Here is a 23,403-nt window from a genome sequence, read left to right on the forward strand (position 1 = left end):
CTTACTCAAATGGAATCCAACCACGAAAACCCGGTGTCAGAAATCATCCAGTCACTATTCGAAGGGAAACCAGAAATACTGACTAAACTAGAAAAAGACGCCGAATTACAAAACGAACTTATTAGAATGGAAGAAGCGCTCCAGGCTAGCCTAAAGGCTGCCGGTGAGTCCTACTTCGATTCAGCTTCACGTAAACATTCTTTCCAATCCTTCCAGGAGGATCTGGATCTGAATAAGGCCGAACTAAACGAAGGATGGCAAGCGAAACCGTTTCCTGAATATCTGAAAAGATATGTGGAAATGGAATTAGCCCGTAAGGCACAAGGAAAAGAGTCCATCGTAGTTAAATTAGGAAAATCCGGAGCACAACTTTTCGGAAGCCTGATTGAAACTCTTCAAATCAACACTCGTGTAGATTATGCGCCTGCTATGCGTTCCGCAGTAGCAAAATCGCCGTCTTCTTCCGAGTTCATCGTTTTTGAAGAAAAAATGGATAAGGACTGCAAGTTCACTTACCAAGTCGTACAAGAAACCGACGAAACCGCTTACTTAAGTGTCAAAATCGAATGTCCAAGACCGGAAGATTTCCAAAGAGTAAATCTTTCTAAGGACGGAAGATTCATACTTTCCAACCAATTCAATTCCGAAGGGATCACTAATTTCTCCGGACTGAGAGAAGGAAAGTACACAGTGGAGTTTCAGGGAAAAGACTTGTCTAAATCCATAGATCTCTTTATCCTTTTGGATTAAGAGCGTTGTAATCAGTTTCCTTCCTGCGCTTATGTCACGGCAAGGGAACTTTTTAGGCGCAGTTTTTAGATCCAATGCTGAACCTAATCATAGACAGAGTCGGTGCCGTAAACGTATTCAATATTCTAGATAGTTCCGGCAGCGGATCCGAATCGCATCTTCAGTCCACGATGGACGAAGATCTAATCCTAGAATATATTAAGGAAATTGAAAACTTAGTCCGAGTCTCCGTCGCGATCCACCAAAAATCGGCACAAACTCCGACATTAGAAACAGACATTCTTCATGATCTAAAGATCCTGGGAGAGACTTTTTACGATCAGTTCTTTCCTGCAGCTATCCAAGAAAAACTCAGACTTACTACGGAAAAATACCTTCACTTTAATATAGACCCTAAATTAGGAGTGATCCCGTGGGAACTCCTACATGACGGTACCTGTTTTCTTTCCGATAAATTCTATATAGGAAAAACGGTACGAGGAGAATCCTCCGGCGGTGCCTTCAAAGAAAAGGAGAAGCTCCGAATGCTCATAATCGCCGATCCGACTGAGGATCTAGAATGGGCCCAAAAAGAAGGAGAGCAGATTTTCCGCGTTCTAAGTGAGAAGGTGCCTAGCTCCAGATTAGAGATTGAATTTATAGGCGGACGACAAGTTACTAAATTAAAACTTCTTTCTCTCATAAAAGGAAAGAATATCATCCATTATTCAGGACATTTGTATTTTTCCGATGATCCATTGGAAAACGGATGGCTGATCTCCGAGGGAAAGATCCTAAAAGCAAGAGAGATTAAAAACTCGGGATTTAATACCGATATGGTATTTTCAAACTCTTGCCAATCCAACAAAAGCACCACTAGAAATCTGAACGCAGATCTGATGAATAATTTTGCGGGCTCCTTTTTGATGTCCGGGATCAAAAGTTTTATCGGGACCAACTGGGAAATCGCGGATAATCAGAATACGATCGACTTCACGATCCAATTTTATACGAATTTATTCGCGGATAAAAGTATAGGCGAGTCCTTGTATTTAGCAAAGGAACATGCCAGAAGGAACTACGATCCGAGCGATCTGACTTGGACTAACTACAGTCTTCATGGACAACCGATCATCAGAGTTGTCTCCGATCCTACAAAAGGAAAACCTGTCCATAAGATCATTAATCCTTCTTTAATATTCAAATTTTATCCGAACCCGATCGCGGCGTCTTATTACAAATTCACTGAAAAACAAAAAGAAGAATCACTCACTTCCTATCAGTTAATGGAACATTTGATCTTCGCTTTCGAGGAATTTTCCAAGGTGATCGGAGGGATCCTTTTCAGCGACCACCAGAATCACTCTTTAGGAAAATATATCCCGAACAATCCGGACGACGCGTATAATACGGAGAGATGGTGGGAACTGATGTTCCAATGCCTTCATGATTTCAGAAAACTGGAGATCACTCCTGTCGTTACGGACCTTCCTGAAATACTTTTTGCAAACAAGGATACGATCTCGAAGATGATCCAATGGATCGATCTGTATTCCAAAGGACAGATCCAACCCGAGTCAGCGGACGGATATCTGATCACATTCCAGTATTATTTTGAAAACCTTCTAACGGAGTTGGAAGAATTGGAAAGGATCAGCATCTTCTTAGTTTCTACTAACTCGAACAATCATCTATTCTTCCGCGGTATAAAGCCCGAATCTTCCTTAGTCGCTGCTCCAATGATCAAACAGGATTTTATAGGAGAACAGATCGAAAAGTATAGAGGAAAGGTAATCGTTTTCCATGAAGATAGACTGCAGATCTTCCCTCTGAACTGTAATATTGTAGAAAATCCAGCGACGAAAGAATTAGAACTCGCGTTCTTAGGATTTCTTCCTTCTAAACCCGGGAATCTGCCTCACGGCGGTTTATAAGTGGGTCTTTGCCAACCCTCCGCAGACGTTCCTTTTTCCTGCGGGGCCTGCTGCGGATTATTCAATCTAGAATTAAAACCCGACCAATTCAGGACTCTCCTAAAAGAAAGGACCGAGATTTTCAAAGGATCAGTGGACTTCTCCAAACCTTATACGATGGCGGAATTCAGAAAGATAAGAGAAGAAGCGGAAAAAAATTTTGTTAAGAAAGATCCTCTCACCTACAACTGTCCTTTTTTAGGAATGCTTATGGAAGAAGTAAACGGACATTCTCCTGAGACCAAGGTCAGAAGTAGGATCGGTTGTATGATCCATCCGGTTTATACGGGAGATCCACGTAGCCAGAATTATTCCTTTTATGGAGCATCGATCTGCCAAGCCTACGATTGTAGGAACAAAGAAAGGAGTTTCGCGGATGAATGGGAAAGTGTATTCTCCGAATTTTCCGATGATTCTTTTTCTTATTCGGCCCTTTCTTCGGATTATAGAAGTATAGATCTGATAGAAGGTTATCTAACCGAAAAAGGGATCCCTTCTTCCGAATGGTTTACTAACTTTAGGGAGACTATTATAAAGATCCTGAAGATCAAATTCGAACAAAATATCTCCTTGTGGAATACTTCTTTCGAACTGGATATGGAAAGCCCGCCTCCGATCCCATATAAGGAAAGATTAGCGAAATGGTTGGGCCTGGAATCGGATGATCCCAGGCTTTAATATATTTTGAAAATCGATTTGGATTGGTGAGGAAGATTAAAAACGAAATATAGTAAGATTCTCAGTCCTTAGAGTTTTTCTTACCGAATTCTTTTTTTGCTTCTTCTACTTTAGAGTTCACTTGGCCGGCTAGTCCTTCCACGGAACGTAATGCGTCTTCGATATATTTTCTAAGATTATTTGCAACTTCGCTTTGGTCTTGAGAACCTTTTGCGGAGAGTTCTTTAAATTCTTTTTCCACTTTTAAAAGAATACTGTCCGCTTGTTCTCTCAGGGTTTTTGCCGCTCCGATCGCGAAATTCAGTGCTTCTTTGATTTCCTTTTCCATGCTTTTGATCCCTATATATTCTATGATGATTATGCGCCGCACAACGGTTTGTCAACAACTTCCCGAAACACCGCGGGCATAAAAAAGGAGTAAGGGGAAAACCCACTTACTCCTCCGGACAAAATCCGACTTCTTAAAGATCTTAGCCTAACTGAGGTCCAAACGCTGTGAAGTCGAAGTCTTTGGAACCTTCTACATATTTTTTGAAGTTCTCAATAAACATGCCGGCAAGCTTTCTAGAAGACTCGTCATAAGCAGCTTTATCAGCCCAAGCCTCACGAGGATCCAGAATAGCGCTATCCACACCTTCTACGGTTTTAGGATATTCTACTTGGAAGATCGGATGTTTTACAAACTGAGACTTGTCGATGTTTCCGTTCATGATCTCGTCGATAATTTTACGGGTAGAAGGAAGATTCATCCTCTTACCTGTTCCGTAAGCTCCGCCAACAAGTCCTGTGTTCATCATGTATGCGCGAACGTTATGTTTACGCATCTTCTCTCCCAACAACTTAGCATAAACGGTTGGGTGTAGTGTCATGAACGCAGCTCCGAAACAAGCCGAGAAGGTAGCGGTAGGTTCTTTAACACCTCTTTCAGTTCCTGCAACTTTCGCAGTGTAACCGGAAAGGAAGTGATACATCGCTTGTTCGATAGACAAACGAGAGACAGGAGGGAGAACTCCGAATGCATCGTAAGTCAAGAAGATGATCACTTTAGGGTGGCCACCTTTGGAAGGAACTTGGATGTTTTTGATGTGGTAGATCGGGTAGGAAACTCTGGTATTTTCGGTTTTAGCGGCGGAAGTATAATCTACAACTTTCGTTTTTTCGTCGTAAACCACGTTCTCTAAAAGAGCGTCTCTTTTAATCGCTTCGAAAATTTCAGGCTCCGTTTTAGGATCTAGGTTGATCACTTTCGCGTAACAACCGCCTTCGATATTAAAAATTCCGTTATCGTCCCAGCCGTGCTCATCGTCTCCGATCAGTTTACGGTTCGGGTCAGTGGAAAGAGTAGTCTTACCCGTTCCGGAAAGCCCGAAAAACAGCGCGGTGTCTCCGTCTTTGTTCCCTATATTCGCGGAACAGTGCATGGAAACGATTCCCTGCAACGGTAACTTATAGTTCATTACGGAGAAGATACCTTTTTTCATTTCTCCGCCGTATTCAGTCCCGCCGATAATGCAGAGTTTTTTTGCCAGGTTGAAGATTACGAATACTTCCGAGTTCAGGCCATGCTCTTTGTATTTTTCGTTCTTCACTCCGCAAGCGTTGATGATAGTGAATTCAGGAAGAAGATTTGCTAACTCTTCCTTGGTTGGACGAATGAACATGTTAGTACAGAAATGGTGCTGCCAAGCTTTTTCGGAAACTACACGAAGACCGATCCTGGTCTCAGGGTTTGCTCCTGCGTATCCGTCGAATACATAGAGTTTTTTTCCGCTCAGGTAATTTACACATTTCTGATAAAGCTCTTCGAAAACCGCTTCGGAGGCTTTAAAGTTGATATGACCCCACCAGATATTCTTGTTAGAAGAAGGTTCGTCTACGAAGTACTTATCTTTTGGAGAACGTCCGGTAAAAATACCGGTATCCACCATCATGGTTCCGTTAGAGGAAAGGACCGTTTCCCCGTTATTCTTTTCGTGTTCGAAAATTTCGTCGTATGAAAGGTTATGGAAGACTTCGGAGGGCTCTATACCGAGCTCCTTCAGTCCCTTCACTTGCGTCTGGGCCTGCATTTGGCTCTCCTTATTGAGATCGTATTTCAATTTTTTTTCGGGTCAGGATACCGTCAATTCGGAACCGGGTCGAATTTTGAGGCAATTCCTAAATACGACCCGCATTCTGTCTCTTTAGCGACCGCTTATTGCTGTTGTTGCTGCTGATCTTGGAAATCTTTACGATTCCCGAAATCTTCACCTCTACTCTCGTTGCGATCGCCTCTTTCTTGGTAATTACCGCGGTTCTGGTTTTTGTTTTGGTAATCTTTACGATTCCCTCTTTCCTCGTTTCCTCGGTCCCCACGATCGTATCTGTTTCCACGATCTTCTCCGCCACGATCGCCTTTACCGCGATTTTCTTTTTCGGGAGCTCTCTCGCCTTTATCGAAGCTACCGCCACCACCGTTTCCGTTAGCCTTGGTGAAGATCATTTTTCCGGCAGCAGTCTGGATGATAGAAGTGACAGTAACCTTCACTTCTTTGCCGACTAGGTGTCCGCCGTTCTCGATCACTACCATTGTTCCGTCTTCTAGATAGCCGATACCTTGGTTTTCGTCTTTTCCTTCTTTGATGACTTGGATAGCCAATTCTTCTCCAGGAAGAACGACAGGTTTTAATGCGTTTGCCAAAGTGTTCAAGTTCAGGACTTTTACTCCTTGGAGTTCCGCGACTTTGTTCAGGTTAAAGTCGTTGGTCACAATCTTTCCCCCGGTGTCTCTAGCAAGTTTGATCAACTTAGCGTCCACTTCTCTAGTGTCCGAATAATCTTTGTATGTGATCTTAACTTCGATGGAACCTTTTCTTTGGAGTTTGTTCAACATCTCCAAACCGCGACGTCCTCTGGCTCTTTTGATCGGATCGGAAGAATCGCTGATAAGCTGGATCTCTCTTAACACGAAGTTAGGCAGAATGAGAGGACCATCGATAAAATGTGTATCAGCAATATCTAATATTCTTCCGTCGATCACGACAGAAGTATCCAAAATTTTGTCCCGTACTTCGTCTTTGCCGATGGAAGCCACGCCGAATGGATCTACTAGAGAAGTAGGTCCACCCCCGCCTCCGCCGAATATGGAAAGGCCGGGTTCTTTAGCGAATGACTTACCTGCTCTAGCTCCGAAAAGACCTAGGATCAGATACAATGCAAGATTCAATTCCTCAAAACGAATAATCGTTCCAATAAACCAAGCGAGTGCGAAGCCCAAAAGAGCACCCACTCCTACACAAAAAATAACGTCTCCGCGAAGTTTTGGAAATAGTTTAGTTTCACCGAACAAAAGTACGAGAGAAATTACGAGTACAAGCCCCGCACTGGAGCCTGAGAATACAAACTCTTGGGTTTGTTTTTGCGTCACAAAGAACGACACTAAGGAGAGTAGGACGGCCGTTAGACCTTTATAAAAATACGCCATAACTCAAATCCTTTGATAATAGATTCGAGTTTTATCGGAAATTATTCTTCGTCTATGTCGACTGCTGCCACGGGAACTCTTTCTCCCGGAGCGAATGTACTAGCTAGAACATCTGACACGAGATTCCCTGCTTCTTCTTGGGAAACTCCTTTGCTTAGGGCGACTTCCATCTTAACTAGATTGTACGCGCTTTCGTACAATTTACGTTCCATGATGGACAGTTCTTTACCGTTTGCCCTGCGGAATAAATTCCTGCACACATCCGCCACTTCGAAGATCGATCCGGACTTTATTTTGTTCAGGTTGTTTTGGTACCTGATCTTCCAGTCCTCCTCAGTATCGACCTCGTCTTTCTTGAGTAGATTGATGACTTTTTTAATATCCTTCTTGTCGATAATGGGTCGAATTCCGACCTGCTTTGCTTTATCGACCGGGATCATCACCTTCATCTTGCTACCCTGGATTTCCATTACGTAGCACTCTTTTTTCTTTCCCAGGATAACCTTTTTAGCGATTTCGGTGATTTCACCTACCCCGTGGATCGGATATACGACGTAGTCGCCTACGCCATGATCGTAGCCAGATTGTTTCTTTTTGCCAGCCAATTAGTATTAAGACTTCCGTTAAAACTCTGCTCAAAAATATAGCAAATTTTGAGGCAAAGTCAAGGAAAAAATGAGTAAACGCTCAAGACTGAACTTTATCCGAAAATTCGGATCAAAATTGAAGTTTGTGAATGGAAGTTTTGTGAAAAATCGGATCGTTCAGAGGACGAATGGATTCCAGAGCCTTGGTGGCTTCTTCTTTTCCGTAAAAATATCCTAGGAATAATTCTCCGTCTTTGGATCTGAAAAATCTTCCTTGGAACTCAGGTCTTGCTCTTAGCAATTTTTTTCCAATTTCCATCGCTTCTATCGAATCTTCGGTCGGGATAGATAGGAAATAATTTTCCTTATCCGATCTAGCGGGATATTTGAGTCCTGGATTCCGATTAGAAGTGGAGGAAGAGGAAGTTTCAGCAGATCGTTCGCTTGCGTTAGAATTCGTGTTTTCGGAGGAAGAATTTTCTCTCTCTTCCACCGATTGCTCGGTTCTTACGTTTTTCCCTGTATTATAAAAAGACTGAGTTTCGTTTTGAGCAAAGGCTTGCTCTTTCTGATCCAATCTGAGACCGACCACTACCCCACCCGTAAAAAGAGAAATAGCCCCTACTAAAACCAGAAAGATGGATCTTGAGCTCGGAAAAGAGCGGATGGGAGAATTTCCCCCTCTCACATGCTGGATGGTTTGCACGGTTGGGAAAGATTCACCCTGACGCGGAGCCGGTCCTCTGGTTCCGGATTGTCTCAGTCTTCTGGAATAATCTATATTTTGCATATTGTGTCCGGGAAAACTAGTCTCTTTTCAAATATCGGCAGGATTCGCCGTTTCTTTGCAGTTTTTTTGAGCCGGGTCTTGTGGAGAAAAATAAAAAAGCCGGAGAAAAAACCCCGGCTTTTCGCAACGATCTTTCAATCGCAGTTTTTGATTCTAACTTATCCCACTAAATAAAGAAGAGGGAAGAGGTAAATCCAGATCAAGTCGACCACGTGCCAGAAAAGCCCGACTCCTTCGACAGGAGTGTAGTATTCAGGACCGACTTGGTTTTTGATCACTTTCAAAAGTACCCAGAAGATAAGAAATGCACCTGCAAGAACGTGCAAACCGTGGATCCCGGACATTACGAAATAGAATCCGAAGAACAAAGGCCAATTTTTGGTTCTTTCTAAAAGGGTAAGATGTTCGTATTCAGTTTCGTCCAGATGAAGTTTGTGCTCTCTTTCTGCAACGCTAAGTTTGTTAGCTTCTGCAAGTAATGCACCTACTTTAGTTACCTTCTCACCGGAAGCGTTTAATTCTTCGGTGTAAGCGTATTTACCGGGAACTGTGCCTACGTGGAACTTGTGAGTGTACTCGAAAAATTTTACGACCATGAAGATCGCCGCACAAGCGATTGTCACCGCAAGAGCGATGATCGCCTTATTTTTCAGCCCTCTTTGCACATAGTTGATCCCGAGCGCCATAGTGAAGGAGCTGAATAGAAGAACTACTGTGTTCACCGCACCTAACACAACGGAAAGTTGCTTACTTCCCGCATGGAAAACCTGAGGATACAAAGAATGGTAGATGGAATATCCTACGAATAATCCACCGAACATTAGGATTTCCGTAACAAGGAATAACCAGATCCCTTGTTTAGAAGACTCGTATTGATGTTCTGCGCTGTCGAAATGATGTGCGTGATGAAAACCACCTGTGTGATTAGCGGTACTCATATGGCCCTCCGGTTAGTACTGGGGTCTTGTCAAAGTTTTCGTGTGGAGGAGGAGAAGGAATGGTCCATTCCAAAGTTTTTCCTCCGAAAGGATTGTTTCCTGCTTCTTTTCCTTTCATAAGTGCATGAAACACTCCGAAAAGTCCGACCAAGAATCCTGTTCCGATCAACCAAGATCCAAAAGTGGACATTTGGTTCAACTCGGTGAATGTAGGAAGATAATCGTAGTATCTACGAGGCATTCCCATATTTCCTAAAATGAATTGAGGGAAGAAGGTTACGTTAAATCCGGAGAAAATAAAGACCCAGGAAATTCTTCCGAGTAAGTCGCTATAAATTTTTCCGGTCACTTTAGGGAACCAGTAGATCAATGCTCCCATAAGAGCCATCAGAGTTCCACCAACCATCACATAGTGGAAGTGCGCTACCACGAAGTAAGTATCATGGAAGTGAACGTCCATACCGGTAGAAGCCAGATACACTCCGGTCAATCCACCGATGGTGAATAAGAACATGAACCCGATCGCGAACAACATCGGAGCATCCAAACGAATACTTCCTTTATACATGGTTGCGATCCAGTTGAACAATTTGATCGCTGTAGGAACTCCTACTAACATCGTGATGAAGGAGAATAGAACCCCGGCAAACTCGGATTGTCCGGAAACGAACATATGGTGTCCCCAAACTAAGAAGGAAACCCCGGCGATCGCTAAGGAAGAGTAAGCGATTGCAGTATATCCGAAGATGATCTTACGTGAATAAGTTGCTACCAACTCGGAGATCACTCCCATCGCAGGAAGGATCATGATATAAACCGCAGGGTGAGAATAGAACCAGAAGAAGTGCTGGAATAGCACCGGATCTCCTCCCAACTGAGGATCAAAAATCCCTACTCCAAGAGTTTTTTCCGCAATCAGCAGAAGTAGAGTGATCGCAAGAACCGGAGTTGCCAATACTTGCAGGATCGCTGTAGAGTAAAGGGCCCAAACCATGAGAGGAATTCTGTTCATGGTCATTCCAGGCGCTCTCAGCTTATGAGTGGTTACAATGAAGTTCAGACCCGTAAGGATTGAAGAGAATCCGATAATAAATACTCCAAGAACCATCGGGATCACTCCCATTCCGGTTTTAATGGAAGAATACGGAGTGTAGAATGTCCAACCGGTATCTACGTTTTCTAAGAAGAGAGTGGAACCGGTGATCGCAGCACCGATCATCAGCATATACCAGCTCATCAAGTTCAATCTTGGGAAAGCTACGTCTTTTGCTCCGATCATGATCGGAAGAACGAAGTTTCCGAAAATTGCAGGAATCCCTGGAACGATTACCATGAACACCATAATGGCTCCATGGTAGGTCATCATTCTATTGTAAACGTCTGCGGAAAAAAGGGTTTTTCCGGGTGTGAATAATTCTGCGCGAACTAATAGAGCGAAAACTCCTCCTAAAAAGAAGAAGCTCATGATCGCGATAAAATACATGATCCCGATACGCTTATGATCTAAGGTCGTAAGCCAGGACCAAATCCCCTTCTGGTGATTCAGGTAATTATGTTGCTCGTGGGCCATTGTCCGTAATCCTATTTAAGCGTCTTAATGAATTCGATGATGTCCTTGATCTCGTCCTCTTTGATCCTTCCTTGGAAAGAAGACATTGCAGGAGGAAATCCAGCGACGATTTTCGCAGTCGGAACAAGGATGGATTGTTTGATATAAGCATCGTCCGCAACAACGGAAGATCCGTCTGCGAAGTCTCTCTTAGTACCGTAAAGACCTTTGAAAGTCGGTCCAACAATCCTGGATCCGTCGATCGAGTGACATCCGCTACATCCAAGGCTTCCTTTGAAAAGAGCTTCTCCTCTTTCCGCGGGTCCTTTGTTACTAGCGCCAGCCATTCCGGCGAGTTTTTCAGACTGCCAAAGAGCGAATTGCTCTCCATCTACCACACGGATCGTAGCCATCATGTTCGAGTGTTTTGTTCCGCAATACTCAGTACAGAAAACCGTGAAGTCCCCTTTCTCGATCGGAGTAAAAGTGAAAGTGGTCCGTCTGCCGGGAACCGCATCCATTTTGTTTCGGAACGCAGGAACATAGAAGCTATGAAGAACGTCATCGGAAGTAAGAATAAAACGAATGGTCTTACCGACCGGAACCACTACGACCTCAGGTTTGAGAAGAGTAGAGTCCGGATCATTCTCCACTAACTTTTTGTCGCTGGGGCTATTGATCTCGATATCATTTGCGTATTTGAAAGTCCAAGCCCACTGACGAGCCGTCACGTGAACTTCAACATCACCTTTCTCTCCGACTCTGCGAAGATCATGAAATACACTCCATCCCCAAGCAAAGATGATCATCATGATCACGAAAGGTATGAATGACCAAAGGAACTCAGCAAGAGTATTATGCGTGATATACGCACTTTTCTGATCTTCCGTTTTTCTTCTATACTTGAAAATGAATATTACCATTCCCCCAATGAGAATGATAAAAGAGATAAGGCCCGAAACAAGAAGGAAGATATAGAGGTTATCTACATCTCCCGATTCTTTAGTCGCTGGAACCGGCATGAAGCTTGTCGCCGTAATAAAAGAGAACCAGTTCATCGGATCGAAATCACTCCTTCCTTTTTTTATACTGTACTAGACGAGTTTTGTTTCTTCCAAAAGCGGAATAAGAACGCTGCAAGAACGAGGACGGTAAGAAAACCGCCGATTCGCATGATATTGAATGCGTATAATGTATACCTATTTTTGGATGGATCAAATTGGAAGCAAAAAAGGGCAACACTGTCAGTCAAATCGCCGATTTTACCGTTTCCTGCCTCTACGAGAGATAATCTCAGGGTCCTTTCATCCATTGGCATCCCTTTTAAATACCTGGAAATTTGTCCATCAGGGGTGATCACATAGGCTACGGAAACATGCACCCATTGATCATTATAAGGATTCCATTTGTATGTAAAACCCAGGCTGGAAGACAATGCCTTTATTTCTGGATCATTTCCGGTTAAAAAACTCCAGCCGGAACCGTCCCCTCTTCCATAATCTTTCACATATACTTCTTTTTTCGCTTTTGCCAGATCCGGTTTTTCTTTCGGATCAAAACTCACCGCTACGTAATTGAATTCTTTTCCAACTTCTAAATTCAATTCTTTGAGCGCGGTTGAGATCTCGTTTAAATAAAGACTGCAGAGTGTGGGACATCTATAATATACTAAGGTAAGAAGAAGAGGTTTTCCTTCTTTCAAATAATCGCCAATGCGGACTTGTTTTCCCTGCTCATCCACGAAAGATAGATTGGTATCGATATAATTCCCTAACTTTTCTTCCAGACCAACGCCTTCTAATTCGGGTGGGACCGCATGAGCAGGCAACTCTCTCTCGGTATCGAAGGATAAAACGGATAGGAATGGTAATAAAAGTATTAGAGCCGCAGCTATTTTAGAAAAATGCTGCGGATGATTGGAGGAGAACAACGTTCTATCCCGGCTTCTTTCCTTACTTCGCTGCTGCCGAAGTGTTAGAAGGAACTACTTCGTTATAATCTTTAACACCTTTGTGGAACGCAGAAAGATAAACGAAATAAAGAATGTTTGCGGCCAATACGACCACGAATGTCCAAAAACCTGCCTTGTTGTAATGGTCTCCGTTTTGGCTCATGGAATGACTCCTAAAGTATCAGAAAAAAAACGTTTCACTTCTGTTAAAAGCGAAAGATACCAACCAGTTTTGGAGACCTGTCCTTTTTTTGAAAGCGTTTTTGCTTTTCAGACCTTTCAGACGTTTAGAACCGACATAAAAAGCTTCTATCCTTAGGTCGGGATAGCAGAACGCTCGTTCTTTAGAATCATCGAATGTACATTGCATGAGAATTAGTCTCAGATCAAAATGGAACCTTTCAATTTTCAAATATCAAATCTCTTGCCCCAAATCAGTCGCGCTCAAGTATGGTAAAGGAGAGCTCGGATTCTCCGAAAAAACAGAATGATCGCCTCTACTTATTCTCATTTTAGAAAGTTTTCTCTCTTTCTCGTCATTTATTCGGTTTTAATTTTTCTAAACTTGTTGTATGGTCCGCTTGTCCGAGCCACTGATTCCGGACTCGCATGCCCCGATTGGCCATTTTGTTTCGGTAAAATTTTTCCGGACTTCGATTTTAATATTTTTATGGAAGTCGGACATAGATATTATTCCGGATTTTTAGGAATTGTTCTTATCGCCGGCACGATCTGGACTGCAATCGTTCCCGAATTAAGGAAACCTTTCCTGGGCTATTTTATACTAGCGATCTTGTTGATTGCTTCTCAAGTAACCTTGGGCGGTTTGACTGTTCTTCTTTCCTTGGATCCTGCGACCGTAAATCTTCACTTATTGAATGCTATTCTGTTCTTACTTTGTATCGTTACAGCTACGTTCAAGGCTCGCAATCTTACAAAATTCCCAAATTCGAATGAATTTCTAACCAAAGAAAGTTTATTGCAAAAGGACCAGATCCCTCTATTGATCGGAGTTTTATTGATATTCTTCCAAATCATTTTGGGAGGAAGAGTAAGTTCCAACTACGCGGGTCTTGCTTGTTTGGAATTCCCGACCTGTAACGGAGAATGGATCCCTTCCGTTCCAGAACCTAAAATACAAATCCAAGTGCAACATCGATTGGGTGCATATCTAGTAGCATTTTACGTTCTTCTAATAAACCTTTATGGAATATTCAAGGGATTTTCGGAAGAGACCAAAAAATACGTGAAAACGGCGATCGTTCTTCTGATCATACAGATCGGCTTGGGAGTTGTAAACGTCTATATGAAACTCCCGAAATTAGTGACTGCTGCACATACCGGAGTGGCCATTCTTCTTTTCTTATCCGTTTATGCGGTTTGGGTCCAAAGAGCTTCCGAGCTTTCTAAGAGTAAGGTTTCTTAAATAGAATGAATAATTTTCTTTCAGACTGGAATCAGATGATCAAACCTAGGGTTACTTCCCTAGTGTTAGCAACAGCTGTGCCCGGTCTATATCTTGGCTCTTCTTCGGCTCCGAGCACCCTTTTGGTTTTTATGACCATGCTCGGGACCTTTTTGATGTCTTCCGCATCTTTTATCTTCAACCAGATCTTGGAAAAAGATAGGGACGCTAAAATGAAACGAACTGCAAATCGTCCGATCCCTGCAGGAAGGATCAGCGGCACTCAAGCTTGGATCGTGGGATTCGCGATGACTTTTGCTGCGTTCGGGATCTTGTATTATTTTGCAAATCTTCTGACTGCGATATGCGCATTTGCGGCACTTCTCGCTTATGTTTTTCTTTATACCATATTATTAAAACCCAGAACACATCAGAATATCGTAATAGGAGGAGTGGCTGGTTGTGTAGGACCTCTAATCGGTTATGCAGCCGTTAGTAATTCTTTACCTTTGCCGGCTTGGATCTTATTTCTAATGATCTTTCTTTGGACACCTGCTCACTTCTGGGCTCTTGCCATCTTTTTAAAAGAAGATTATAGCGACGCAAATTTTCCAATGCTACCGGTTGTAAAAGGTGTGAAGGAGACCGGACGCTCTATTCTGTTTTACACCGTTCTGTATGTCGGCTCCGTGATTGCGTTCTATTGGGCGGAACCTTCCATGGGTTGGTTGTATATGGTCTCTTCCGTGGCGCTGAGTATATCTATACTTTATCTTTCCGTAAAATTGTTCCAGAATCCTGAGCCTAAATTCGCCAGAGGATTTTTCTTTTTCAGCATTCTGCATTTATTTTTGATCAATATATTGATCCTAATCGACCATTCCATCCCTGCCTAAAATTAGAAGTTTTCCAAATCCGGTTCGGATATAATTTATTTAGGAGAAAATTTCCTTTACTTTAAACCCCCATTTTCGAGCAAAAAATTTCACTCCGTTTTTTAAACCTTTCAGAGTTGACAGTCGCTTAAGAGCGTATAGTTTTCTCTCCTCAGAGGTTTTTCCCATGATCAATCTTTCGTACTCGGTTCGTCCTTATGTCCTGAAACTTTTGGCTGTTTTAGGTTTAGTTTCACTTTCGGGCTCTCCGATTTTTTCTCAGAACAAACCGGGAGAATTCGACGCGGAATTGTATGCACAGTTAGTAAGACAAAGTAACGTGCAGTTTACAAATCTGATCAAGTCAAAGACTGTGCTTACGGATCATAAAGGATGGAAGAAGCCTATTGACAAAGCGTTCGGCAAACTTTCCAAAAATTCCGGCAACCCTCCTTTTCCTTTAGTTTACAAAATCGTAAAGGAAGGAAGTTTCAACGCATTTGCCATGGCGGGCGGGCAATTTTGTATTCATTCAGGTGCATTAGATTCACTCGATGAGATCATCAAACAAAAAGAAGCGGATGCAGCTCAAAAGTTGGACTTCCATCGAGAAAGATATATAGCAGGAGTATTGTCCCACGAGTTAGCTCACTTCTATAACAGACATGTTTTTAACAGTGTAAAAAAGTTTTATGCACTCAAGGATGAACCGTCCGGAAAAGCATTCTTAGAAAATAGCAAATTTTCACAAGAGCAAGAGTTGGATGCGGACCAAACGGGCTTATTTCTACTGGATAAGGCAGGTTACGGCGGAGACTTTATGCTGATCACTCTGCAAACTTTGAACGAAGTGGAACAATCTTATAAAGAAGCATTAGCAGCTTCTAAAGCGGATAAAACCAGACCTGAATTGATCGGCTCTCATTATTTCTCCAGCCACCCTTCTCCGAATGAGAGATTGTCCAGACTCAAAACGGATAAACAAGAACTGTACAGCTTCTTGGCTAAGATGGAAAAAACTTTCGATGATATTCAACTGGGAAGAAATTTAGACGATGCCAGATCGAATTTAGAAGACGGACTTAAAAAGTTTCCGGAAAATACTTATTTAAGTAAAGCACTCGCAGTTTGTATGCATAAGATCTGGATGGCAACCGCTTCCAATGAAGAATTAAAATTAAAACCGGTTTTGGACATGCCGTCTTTCAGAGATAATATGGTGTTTCCTCCGGATAAGAGTAAACGTGCAGTTATGAGGATCATTCCGGGAAACGAGGCCGCTTATAATCGTGCCCTCAAAGCATACAGAGAAGTGATCGTAAAAACGGACGATCCGTACTTCCTCTCCAACTATGCAGTATTACTTTCGTATTCTGCCGACGAAAAAGATCTAGACGTAGCTGTTAGCATTGCCAACAAAGCATTCCAAGCGGAAGGAACCGTTTCCTTAGCAAATAACTTGGGTGTCGTTCTATTCTGGACGGACAAAAAGGAAGAAGCTAAAGAACTTTTTAATCGTCTCGCCTTGTCCATCGATCAAAAGATCAGAACTCTTGCTTCTCAGAGCGGAAACAATCCTCAGATCGCTCAGTATTTAAGAACGATCGGGCAATCCACCGCTCAGAAACAACAAGTAGATCCGGATTATATCTATGAGAACTTTACTCCAATCTTGAATATCGCATTGGTAGAATCTTATTCGGCTGTGGATCCCAAATCCAAAGGACTTGCAAATTATTATCTTACCAATTACGATTCCACTTCCGGTTGGGCAAAAGTATTAGCAAAGATCCATTCCATCGAACTGACCGCTCCTACTCCTGCAAACGAAGTGAATGCGTTTAAAGTGGGTGGCGTCGGCCCTGGAGACAAGTTAGAAGATCTTCTAAAAAACTGGGGAAAACCTACACGTATCAAAACGGATAAAAAAAGCGGTTTGGAATATTTCGAATACGATAACAAAGAGACCGCTTTTATTTTAGATATGGGAACGGTAGTGCAAGTGAATGTAGTCGGAGATGCTAGCCCCGGTTTAGGACAAGGAATCACGGTAGGCGCTTCTAAACCTGCTGCGGAAAAACTTTTGGGTTCTAAATTCAGAAAACAAGGCGAATATCACGACTACTACGAAAAAGGAAAAGCTTTCGTGAAGTATAATAAACGGGGAAAGATTGACCTTTTAGTGGTTCAGTGAAGTTGATTTAGATTTTTTAAAATCAGCCTCGAAAGGTTTTCGAGGCTTGGCTTTACTATATCATAAATTCTTAATTTTAAATATTAAGAATTTATGATTATTGAGCCGGCAGAACGCTCTGACTCGGATAAATAATTTTTATATTCAGCTCTAGATTCTTCCATATCTTTATATATCAAAGAAGCTAACGAGGATAATTCCTCCAGTTCAATATCCTTAATCTTTCCGGCATTTTTGGCTTCTTCGATAACGCTAGTAAAAAGCATATCCATTGGATCAGTGTTTCCAGGCATTCCAAGCTCCTTTAAGATTATTCCGATACATTACGGAAGGAGGGAAACTCTCTTCAAGCCTTTGAGGTTTTGAAGGGTCGTCAAGTAAAAATAATGAATTCGTATATTGTATTGCTAGAACGGATCTCAATGATTCATCCCCTGTAGCATCCATAAGAATTCGGCCTACTACCGAATCAGAATTTGATATATAATGTTCCTTAAAGCCAATTTCAGCAAGCCAAATGAACTTCGGTAAAGCTAATTCTAAAAACACTTTTCCTAACTTTCCGAATTTATCCTTTAAAGGAAACCAAAAGCCCTTCCATGATTTTGAGGACGTCAGCAATAATCGAAAAGTAAATGGGCCTTGATCTTTTATTGGCTCAAGACCAAATCGTCTATCCCTTAAAACTGCCTTTGCAAGAGTCCTTGCCCGAATCGCATCCAAATGAATTTTCGGATACAAAGGAACTACAGTATTTACTACATGCGCTCCTTGAAACTGACTATTACTTTGATAATATTCGAACGGATTTTCAATCATTGCAAACTGGTAAGGAGTATGATTATCGTCTTGGAAAATATATTTTCCGGGAATGCTTGCTGTGTCGATTATATCCACTTCTTGGCCATTATATAAATTTAATTTTTCGGAGTTTGCATGATTAATTGAATCGACTGATCTAACTTCATGGCCAATTAAAACAACTGCATGAGATATATTTTCATTATTTACAGTTAATATTTGCGGTATGCCGGATTCTGCGTAAGTATATATGGTTTCATAAAAGACTTTCTTTTGATTATCAGAACTTCCAATACTATAAATCATACTGCCAAAGCCGAATTCTTTCAGTGCACGAGAAATCTGTAATGAGGTAAGACCTTCAGAAGGGAGACTTCTTCTAGGATACGTAGATTCAAGGACCTTCCGAATTTTAGAAGGCAAGACTGGAATATAATCTCTATATCTTTGAGAAAAATATTCCATTACCGACCAAATACAAGTTTCTGCACAAGTATGAGTATGAGAATCTTGTGAAGAATAAGGAAAACCTACGCTTGAAATAATTTTTCCTCTCACTTGGACTTTCACTTCGGATAAGCATATCTCTGCATTTTCTCTCCGTTTCATAAGCTCCGGAGATATATGGCTTCTCCCCAATAAACGATGTGGAGTTGGTCGCAATACAACAAAGCCAAAATATGATTTAGAACCGTCAGCTGGATCTGAGACTGAAGAAGAATTAAAGAAATGAATCCTAATGCAATCTCTTTCATATCTTCTATGTTTTGCGGAATAATATGTATAATAGCTATCTCTATAAAGGGGGTCTACATAAGGATATTCAAAGACAACAATCGCTTCATCTTTAATTTCCAGCCAAAGCTGTTCCAAACGCTCAAACCCTTGTTTTACATTCAAATCGCCAACCGAAAAACCAGGGTAATCTGTTATAATAGTCTTGAATTGTGTTTTCCAGTCATTTAAAGAAAAAGATTTCAGCTTTATCATAGAGATATTAAAAGGACGAATAACGTTCTGATAAAATATCGCCCGTAATTCAAAAATTTAAAGCTATTCTTTACGATTAGATCGGAATTCTTATTCAGTTTTTCTAATAAACCACCTTATTCCAATTCCCACAATTGAAACCAAAATTGCCGGGATCCAAATATACAAAAGTTCCGATTGGATCACAACCCATCCTCTTGCAGTAAAAAAATTCCTAGGGCCGATTGGAGAAACTCTTATCGGCCTGAACTCGAAGAAAGTTCTTTCAGAACTCCAAGGTATTAAAAATCCGACTCCTAAACCGCCTGTGGTCATTGCATCCAACACTCCATGAGAGACCGTAGATACAAAAAGAAATGAAAAGAGAGTAAGCCAGCTTACTTTCAGTTTGATCTTGAAGAATGCCACAATGCAGGACATTACCAGCGCGAATAAAATAGAATGAGTAAATCCTCTGTGACCCCAATCGCTTTCATACGGGATCCCGAATTTAAAAGCGACTACGTCAAAATCTGGAAGAACAGAGAAAAATATTCCAAAAATCGCAAGTAAGACCGGGATTCTTTTTTTTCCGAAAAAGAAGAAAAGGGAAATTGGAACCGCTGGGTGGGAGAATATTGTAGCCATTATTAATCTATTTCAAGTCCTACAACGGACCAAACTCCCGTCTTTACGGAAAAAGATCCTCATCTCCATTCCCTTCTCAGGAGCCTGGGCATGATAATCCAATTTGCATTCCGATTCGGAAGGAGAGAAAGGATTTCGGGGAAGTTTTTCCTTAGGGCACCAAAATCTTTCCTTTTCGGAACTATATAATTTCCAATCGGAAGGATAGAGAGGGTGGATGCCTGCGTCTAAGAACAGGTTCCTGGAGAGTTCCTGAGGCTGGTAAGGACTTCCTCCTCCGTGAACTCCTACAAACATATCCATTCTATCGTCTCGGATGTACAGAGGTGATCCCGTATCATTCAAGCAGAAATAACCGTCGTGGCTTTTACCATTCTGCATTTTGATCCTCTTTTCTTTGATCCTGGGAATAAACGCCAGCGCGCCGATGACCTTTGACTTATTGCAGGAAAAAATTTTAGACCCGATTTTCTCGCAAAGATCCTTAAAACTTACTGCCAACGTTCTGTAAGGAAACACCTGATAATTGTATCCTGCTCCCCAACCCCATTCCAGATCGTAGAGCTCGTATTTTCCCTCTCCTGCGAAATGGTATTTCTTTCCATCCTTTGCGATCCCACTTCCTTCCCAGCGCACTTGTTCTAAGAATGTAGCGGACGCTCTGCCGATCTCTTTTCCGGAAGGAGAATAAGCCGCTACCTCCGTTCCAGGAAAAGCTTCTTCCAATGCCAAATGATAATAGGTAGGATAATAGGTTCCTAAACTTGTAGGTTGGAATTCAGACAAACGTTCCAGGTCTTCTTGGGAGAGAAACCTTTCTAAAGGTTTAGGAGAATGATCCAAAGTGGTCTGCATGGGCCGAAATGTATGTTGGTAAGCAAGGGGTTTCAAATTTGCCCTTGGATAGATACAGGAATCCTTAGAGCGACGTATCTTTGATTGTTCGGACTTTATGAATGGATCTTCTAAAATAACGGCTTCTCCGTGAAATACACGGATACTTTGCTCCTTTTCAGGAAACTTACATTCACAACCTTCCGGAGAGTTAACGCAGAGTACTTTTGCGTAAACCGGAGGAGAGTTTTGGCTGAATAGGGAACTAGAAAATAGGAATAAAAGTAGAAGGCGGAGTAATATCCCGCTCCCAATAGGGAGCGGGACCAGTTTTCTCAGAAAAAAGAGCAATTAGATATTGCTCCCTCCTTCGCCGGAACCGCCGGTTGGGAACAGGCTTGGTGCAGGCGTAGGTTCTGGGGTCGCAACTGGAGCAGCAGGACGAGGCGCCGGTTTCGGAGCAGTTTTTTTCTTAACTACTTTCTTTTTAGGCGCAGTCTTCTTCTTAACTGCTTTTTTCTTAGTGGCTTTAACGACCTTTTTTTTCGCTACTTTCTTCTTTGCCGCTTTCTTCTTCGGTGCGGCTTTTTTCTTTGCTTTCTTCTTAGCTACCATGGTAGATACTCCTTGTATCTGGGGAATCTTTCCGTTATTCCTAGAGTAAATTTCCACTCGTAAGACTTAGAGCCAAAAGAGTAAAACCTTTTTTCATTTTCTTTCGTTAAAGCAATCTAAAACGATTCATAATGTTTCGTTTCTATCTCTAAGTTGCGCTGAATGAGTATCCTAGATCGGTAAATCTCTCTTCAGGAGAACGTAGTCGATGGCTGATTAAGAAGGTTTTGACTAAACCTTTTCCTTTCACGTTGATCTCTCCCCTTTCCGTTAAAGCAAAATCGGATCGAATAAGTTCTGCAGTGGACTCTGTAACCTGAATTTCTCCCGGAACACCGTGAGATTCCATACGACTGGCAAGATTTACTGCGTCTCCCCAGATATCGTAGATGAATTTTTTCGTACCGATGACACCTGCAACTACTGGACCCGTATTAATCCCAATCCTCATACGCAGTTTCGTACCCATTTTTTTGAGTTTGAATTTGGAAAGAAGCTCCTTCATATCCCAAGCCATATGAGCTACAAGCAAAGGATGCGCCTCATTCGGTAGAGGAAGACCCCCAACCGCCATATACGCGTCTCCAATCGTCTTAATTTTCTCCAAACCATACTTTTCTGCCAGAATATCGAAGTGAGAGAACACTTCGTTTAAGAGTCGTACTACGGACTCGGGCCTCATCACTGCGGAAAGTTTAGTGAAACCCACGATATCCGCAAAAAGAATAGAAACTTTCGGATAACTATCCGCGATAAGCCCGGCATTCGCCTTCAGCTCTTGTGCGATGGAGTGAGGAAGGACATTCAGAAGTAATTTTTCCGCCTTATCCTGCTCGATACGCACCTTTTCATACGCGTCCGCAATTTCCGCCCTTGCTTTTTCATTGTCGGCAAGTGTAGAACGTACTGTTCCCAAAACCAAATTATAACGTTCAGCGATCTGACCTACTTCCGTAAACGGTTCTACAGGAACATCCACTGCCAAGTCCCCGGTCTTTCTCTGGTAATCCATGGCTAAGAATAGATCGATCAGCTCCGTAGTAGCCTTATGCTCCGAAATGTTTAGCCCCATTCTTTCTTCGTCCCCATCTACCCGGAGAGGGAAAAATTTATTAATCAGGTAAAAGATCAGCAAAGAAAGTCCGAATGCAAATCCACCCACGGAAAGTATACCCAATACTTGGGTAAGAAGAAGGGAAGTTCTTGTGACATTATGACCAATCAGGTTCAGATCCGCAAAAATTCCCACAGCAATCGTTCCCCAAATCCCTCCGATCAAGTGGACGGGGATAGCTCCCACCGCATCGTCTATCTTCAGTTTATCTAAAAGTTTTTCTGCAGGAAGAACCAAGGAACCCGCTATGCTACCGATGATCGCAGATTGAATCGGAGTAAAACAATCCGCTCCCGCAGTGACGGCGACTAAACCGGCCAAAGAACCGTTCAATGGGGCAGTCGCTTCCGGAAATCCTTTAATCAACCAAGCGGATAACATCGCTACCATAAGGGAGAATCCGGAAGAGATGATAGTGTTCAGTATAATGCCCGGAACTTTTTCATTAAAAGCTAAAGTACTCCCTCCATTAAATCCCATCCATCCGAACCAAAGGAGAATTCCACCTAACATCGCCATTGGGAGATTACTTCCGGTGACTGCTTTGGGTTCCTCATTCTCCGGAAATCTTCCTATTCTAGCACCCACTACAAGCAGAAGAGAAAGTGACACCCAACCACCCACGCTATGGACGAGAGTGGAACCTGCGAAGTCATGAAATCCTCTAGCAGCCAGCCAACCAAGACTTTCATCCGTCATACTTCCTCCCCAACACCAATGACCGGCGATCGGATAGATCAAACCCGAGATCAGAGCTGTGGCGAATAAATAAGAATGGAATTTTAATCTTTCTGCAACTGCTCCTGAAACGATCGTCGCAGAAGTTCCGCAGAACACTAGCTGGAATAAGAAAAAAGTCGGAGGCCAAGCCTTACCTTCCGGAAACACAGGAGCAAATAAAGAAGTTCCTATGAGACCGTTCCATGTGACTCCGAACATAAGCCCGAATCCGAACGTATAAAAAAGGAGAGTGGCTACTCCGAAGTCCGCAATATTTTTAATGGCGACATTAATGGAGTTTTTGGCTCTAGTAAGTCCGGATTCTAATACAAGGAAACCGCCTTGCATAATGAGTACCAGTCCTGAACATACCAAGACCCAAAGTATATCTAGTAAGCTCTTTTCTAAGATCATAGAAAAGGTTCCCCCGAATGATTCCTGCTACAATTGTTTCGCTTATTAATCTAAATTATCGGAATCATTTTAATCTAATCTAACAAGACGCAAGCGGGAAAACTCATAATAATGTAACAAAGAGGATGATAAATACCCCAAAAATCCTCCCTCACT

The 23,403-nt window shown here is 42.2% G+C and carries 22 protein-coding genes; 6 read left to right on the forward strand and 16 right to left on the reverse strand.

Going from position 1 to position 23,403, the window contains the following annotated elements; genetic code table 11:
* Positions 1 to 9 precede the first annotated feature (9 nt).
* The 3 genes from LEP1GSC192_RS07035 (at position 10) to LEP1GSC192_RS07045 (ending at position 3,380) form a co-directional block, all read left to right on the forward strand.
* Positions 10 to 750, forward strand: a complete 741-nt coding sequence (locus LEP1GSC192_RS07035; RefSeq protein ID WP_020769387.1) for a hypothetical protein — start codon at positions 10 to 12, stop codon at positions 748 to 750.
* A gap of 74 nt (positions 751 to 824) precedes the next feature.
* Positions 825 to 2,663, forward strand: a complete 1,839-nt coding sequence (locus LEP1GSC192_RS07040) for a CHAT domain-containing protein (protein ID WP_020769054.1) — start codon at positions 825 to 827, stop codon at positions 2,661 to 2,663.
* Positions 2,664 to 3,380 carry a hypothetical protein gene (locus LEP1GSC192_RS07045; protein ID WP_020769082.1) on the forward strand — a complete coding sequence of 239 codons (717 nt, stop codon included), beginning with the start codon at positions 2,664 to 2,666 and terminating at the stop codon, positions 3,378 to 3,380.
* Positions 3,381 to 3,441: 61 nt separating this feature from the next.
* On the opposite strand, the gene LEP1GSC192_RS07050 is transcribed toward LEP1GSC192_RS07045, so the two are convergent.
* The 10 genes from LEP1GSC192_RS07050 to LEP1GSC192_RS19915 form a co-directional block, all read right to left on the reverse strand.
* Positions 3,442 to 3,708 carry a hypothetical protein gene (locus LEP1GSC192_RS07050; protein ID WP_020769229.1) on the reverse strand — a complete coding sequence of 89 codons (267 nt, stop codon included), beginning with the start codon at positions 3,706 to 3,708 and terminating at the stop codon, positions 3,442 to 3,444.
* A 142-nt stretch (positions 3,709 to 3,850) separates the two neighbouring features.
* Complete coding sequence (pckA, locus tag LEP1GSC192_RS07055; protein ID WP_020769306.1) at positions 3,851 to 5,449, reverse strand: phosphoenolpyruvate carboxykinase (ATP); 1,599 nt, start codon at positions 5,447 to 5,449, stop codon at positions 3,851 to 3,853.
* Between the two features lie 125 nt (positions 5,450 to 5,574).
* Positions 5,575 to 6,843, reverse strand: a complete 1,269-nt coding sequence (locus LEP1GSC192_RS07060) for a PIN/TRAM domain-containing protein (protein WP_020769422.1) — start codon at positions 6,841 to 6,843, stop codon at positions 5,575 to 5,577.
* A 41-nt stretch (positions 6,844 to 6,884) separates the two neighbouring features.
* The gene (locus tag LEP1GSC192_RS07065) at positions 6,885 to 7,448 is read right to left on the reverse strand and encodes a CarD family transcriptional regulator (protein ID WP_008593510.1); all 564 of its coding nucleotides are present in this window, start codon (positions 7,446 to 7,448) and stop codon (positions 6,885 to 6,887) included.
* Positions 7,449 to 7,560: 112 nt separating this feature from the next.
* The gene (locus tag LEP1GSC192_RS07070) at positions 7,561 to 8,220 is read right to left on the reverse strand and encodes a hypothetical protein (RefSeq protein WP_020769154.1); all 660 of its coding nucleotides are present in this window, start codon (positions 8,218 to 8,220) and stop codon (positions 7,561 to 7,563) included.
* 158 nt (positions 8,221 to 8,378) lie between these two features.
* Positions 8,379 to 9,158: a cytochrome c oxidase subunit 3 family protein gene (locus LEP1GSC192_RS07075; RefSeq protein ID WP_020769383.1), complete on the reverse strand. Its 780-nt coding sequence runs from the start codon at positions 9,156 to 9,158 to the stop codon at positions 8,379 to 8,381.
* Complete coding sequence (gene ctaD / locus LEP1GSC192_RS07080) at positions 9,145 to 10,728, reverse strand: cytochrome c oxidase subunit I (RefSeq protein ID WP_020769330.1); 1,584 nt, start codon at positions 10,726 to 10,728, stop codon at positions 9,145 to 9,147. The genes LEP1GSC192_RS07075 and ctaD overlap by 14 nt, the downstream gene beginning before the upstream one ends.
* An 11-nt stretch (positions 10,729 to 10,739) precedes the next feature.
* The gene (gene coxB, locus LEP1GSC192_RS07085) at positions 10,740 to 11,765 is read right to left on the reverse strand and encodes a cytochrome c oxidase subunit II (protein ID WP_198289298.1); all 1,026 of its coding nucleotides are present in this window, start codon (positions 11,763 to 11,765) and stop codon (positions 10,740 to 10,742) included.
* Positions 11,766 to 11,791: 26 nt separating this feature from the next.
* Positions 11,792 to 12,601 (reverse strand): SCO family protein, encoded by an 810-nt coding sequence (locus tag LEP1GSC192_RS07090; RefSeq protein ID WP_367899108.1) that lies wholly within the window; start codon positions 12,599 to 12,601, stop codon positions 11,792 to 11,794.
* A gap of 58 nt (positions 12,602 to 12,659) precedes the next feature.
* Positions 12,660 to 12,821, reverse strand: coding sequence for a hypothetical protein (locus LEP1GSC192_RS19915; protein ID WP_020769045.1), 162 nt, complete (start codon positions 12,819 to 12,821; stop codon positions 12,660 to 12,662).
* Between the two features lie 324 nt (positions 12,822 to 13,145).
* Here LEP1GSC192_RS19915 and LEP1GSC192_RS07100 point away from each other — a divergent pair, with 324 nt between their 5' ends.
* The 3 genes from LEP1GSC192_RS07100 (at position 13,146) to LEP1GSC192_RS07110 (ending at position 17,132) form a co-directional block, all read left to right on the forward strand.
* The gene (locus LEP1GSC192_RS07100; RefSeq protein ID WP_020769357.1) at positions 13,146 to 14,084 is read left to right on the forward strand and encodes a heme A synthase; all 939 of its coding nucleotides are present in this window, start codon (positions 13,146 to 13,148) and stop codon (positions 14,082 to 14,084) included.
* Positions 14,085 to 14,089: 5 nt separating this feature from the next.
* Positions 14,090 to 14,959: a heme o synthase gene (gene cyoE, locus LEP1GSC192_RS07105; protein ID WP_020769244.1), complete on the forward strand. Its 870-nt coding sequence runs from the start codon at positions 14,090 to 14,092 to the stop codon at positions 14,957 to 14,959.
* A 166-nt stretch (positions 14,960 to 15,125) separates the two neighbouring features.
* Entirely contained in the window at positions 15,126 to 17,132 is a 2,007-nt protein-coding gene (locus tag LEP1GSC192_RS07110; RefSeq protein ID WP_020769415.1) for a M48 family metallopeptidase, read from the forward strand.
* An 83-nt stretch (positions 17,133 to 17,215) separates the two neighbouring features.
* Here the strand turns inward: LEP1GSC192_RS07110 and LEP1GSC192_RS07115 are convergent, their stop codons facing one another.
* From LEP1GSC192_RS07115 to amt, 6 genes are all read right to left on the reverse strand, one after another.
* Positions 17,216 to 17,425, reverse strand: coding sequence for a hypothetical protein (locus tag LEP1GSC192_RS07115; RefSeq protein WP_036089242.1), 210 nt, complete (start codon positions 17,423 to 17,425; stop codon positions 17,216 to 17,218).
* The gene (locus tag LEP1GSC192_RS07120; RefSeq protein WP_020768990.1) at positions 17,409 to 18,923 is read right to left on the reverse strand and encodes a hypothetical protein; all 1,515 of its coding nucleotides are present in this window, start codon (positions 18,921 to 18,923) and stop codon (positions 17,409 to 17,411) included. Before LEP1GSC192_RS07120 ends, LEP1GSC192_RS07115 begins: the two co-directional genes overlap by 17 nt.
* Before the next feature lie 90 nt (positions 18,924 to 19,013).
* Complete coding sequence (locus LEP1GSC192_RS07125) at positions 19,014 to 19,550, reverse strand: metal-dependent hydrolase (protein WP_020769216.1); 537 nt, start codon at positions 19,548 to 19,550, stop codon at positions 19,014 to 19,016.
* 12 nt (positions 19,551 to 19,562) lie between these two features.
* Positions 19,563 to 20,735, reverse strand: a complete 1,173-nt coding sequence (locus LEP1GSC192_RS07130; RefSeq protein ID WP_020769350.1) for a hypothetical protein — start codon at positions 20,733 to 20,735, stop codon at positions 19,563 to 19,565.
* On the reverse strand, positions 20,736 to 20,999 hold the full coding sequence (locus LEP1GSC192_RS19920; RefSeq protein WP_020769024.1) for a hypothetical protein: 264 nt from the start codon (positions 20,997 to 20,999) through the stop codon (positions 20,736 to 20,738).
* A 148-nt stretch (positions 21,000 to 21,147) separates the two neighbouring features.
* Positions 21,148 to 23,247, reverse strand: a complete 2,100-nt coding sequence (amt, locus tag LEP1GSC192_RS07140) for an ammonium transporter (RefSeq protein ID WP_036089243.1) — start codon at positions 23,245 to 23,247, stop codon at positions 21,148 to 21,150.
* Positions 23,248 to 23,403 lie beyond the last annotated feature (156 nt).

This window comes from Leptospira sp. B5-022, assembly GCF_000347035.1.
GTDB classification, from domain to species: Bacteria; Spirochaetota; Leptospiria; order Leptospirales; family Leptospiraceae; genus Leptospira_B; species Leptospira_B cinconiae.

Excerpts from the sequence above, each read along its gene's own strand:
- LEP1GSC192_RS07035 (WP_020769387.1), top strand. The coding sequence starts at position 10 with ATGGAATCCAACCACGAAAACCCGGTGTCAGAAATCATCCAGTCACTA.
- LEP1GSC192_RS07040 (WP_020769054.1), top strand. The coding sequence starts at position 825 with ATGCTGAACCTAATCATAGACAGAGTCGGTGCCGTAAACGTATTCAAT.
- LEP1GSC192_RS07050 (WP_020769229.1), bottom strand. The coding sequence starts at position 3,708 with ATGGAAAAGGAAATCAAAGAAGCACTGAATTTCGCGATCGGAGCGGCA.
- pckA (WP_020769306.1), bottom strand. The coding sequence starts at position 5,449 with ATGCAGGCCCAGACGCAAGTGAAGGGACTGAAGGAGCTCGGTATAGAG.
- LEP1GSC192_RS07060 (WP_020769422.1), bottom strand. The coding sequence starts at position 6,843 with ATGGCGTATTTTTATAAAGGTCTAACGGCCGTCCTACTCTCCTTAGTG.
- LEP1GSC192_RS07070 (WP_020769154.1), bottom strand. The coding sequence starts at position 8,220 with ATGCAAAATATAGATTATTCCAGAAGACTGAGACAATCCGGAACCAGA.
- LEP1GSC192_RS07075 (WP_020769383.1), bottom strand. The coding sequence starts at position 9,158 with ATGAGTACCGCTAATCACACAGGTGGTTTTCATCACGCACATCATTTC.
- ctaD (WP_020769330.1), bottom strand. The coding sequence starts at position 10,728 with ATGGCCCACGAGCAACATAATTACCTGAATCACCAGAAGGGGATTTGG.
- coxB (WP_198289298.1), bottom strand. The coding sequence starts at position 11,765 with ATGAACTGGTTCTCTTTTATTACGGCGACAAGCTTCATGCCGGTTCCA.
- LEP1GSC192_RS19915 (WP_020769045.1), bottom strand. The coding sequence starts at position 12,821 with ATGAGCCAAAACGGAGACCATTACAACAAGGCAGGTTTTTGGACATTC.
- LEP1GSC192_RS07100 (WP_020769357.1), top strand. The coding sequence starts at position 13,146 with ATGATCGCCTCTACTTATTCTCATTTTAGAAAGTTTTCTCTCTTTCTC.
- cyoE (WP_020769244.1), top strand. The coding sequence starts at position 14,090 with ATGAATAATTTTCTTTCAGACTGGAATCAGATGATCAAACCTAGGGTT.
- LEP1GSC192_RS07110 (WP_020769415.1), top strand. The coding sequence starts at position 15,126 with ATGATCAATCTTTCGTACTCGGTTCGTCCTTATGTCCTGAAACTTTTG.
- LEP1GSC192_RS07115 (WP_036089242.1), bottom strand. The coding sequence starts at position 17,425 with ATGCCTGGAAACACTGATCCAATGGATATGCTTTTTACTAGCGTTATC.
- LEP1GSC192_RS07120 (WP_020768990.1), bottom strand. The coding sequence starts at position 18,923 with ATGATAAAGCTGAAATCTTTTTCTTTAAATGACTGGAAAACACAATTC.
- LEP1GSC192_RS07125 (WP_020769216.1), bottom strand. The coding sequence starts at position 19,550 with ATGGCTACAATATTCTCCCACCCAGCGGTTCCAATTTCCCTTTTCTTC.
- LEP1GSC192_RS19920 (WP_020769024.1), bottom strand. The coding sequence starts at position 20,999 with ATGGTAGCTAAGAAGAAAGCAAAGAAAAAAGCCGCACCGAAGAAGAAA.
- amt (WP_036089243.1), bottom strand. The coding sequence starts at position 23,247 with ATGATCTTAGAAAAGAGCTTACTAGATATACTTTGGGTCTTGGTATGT.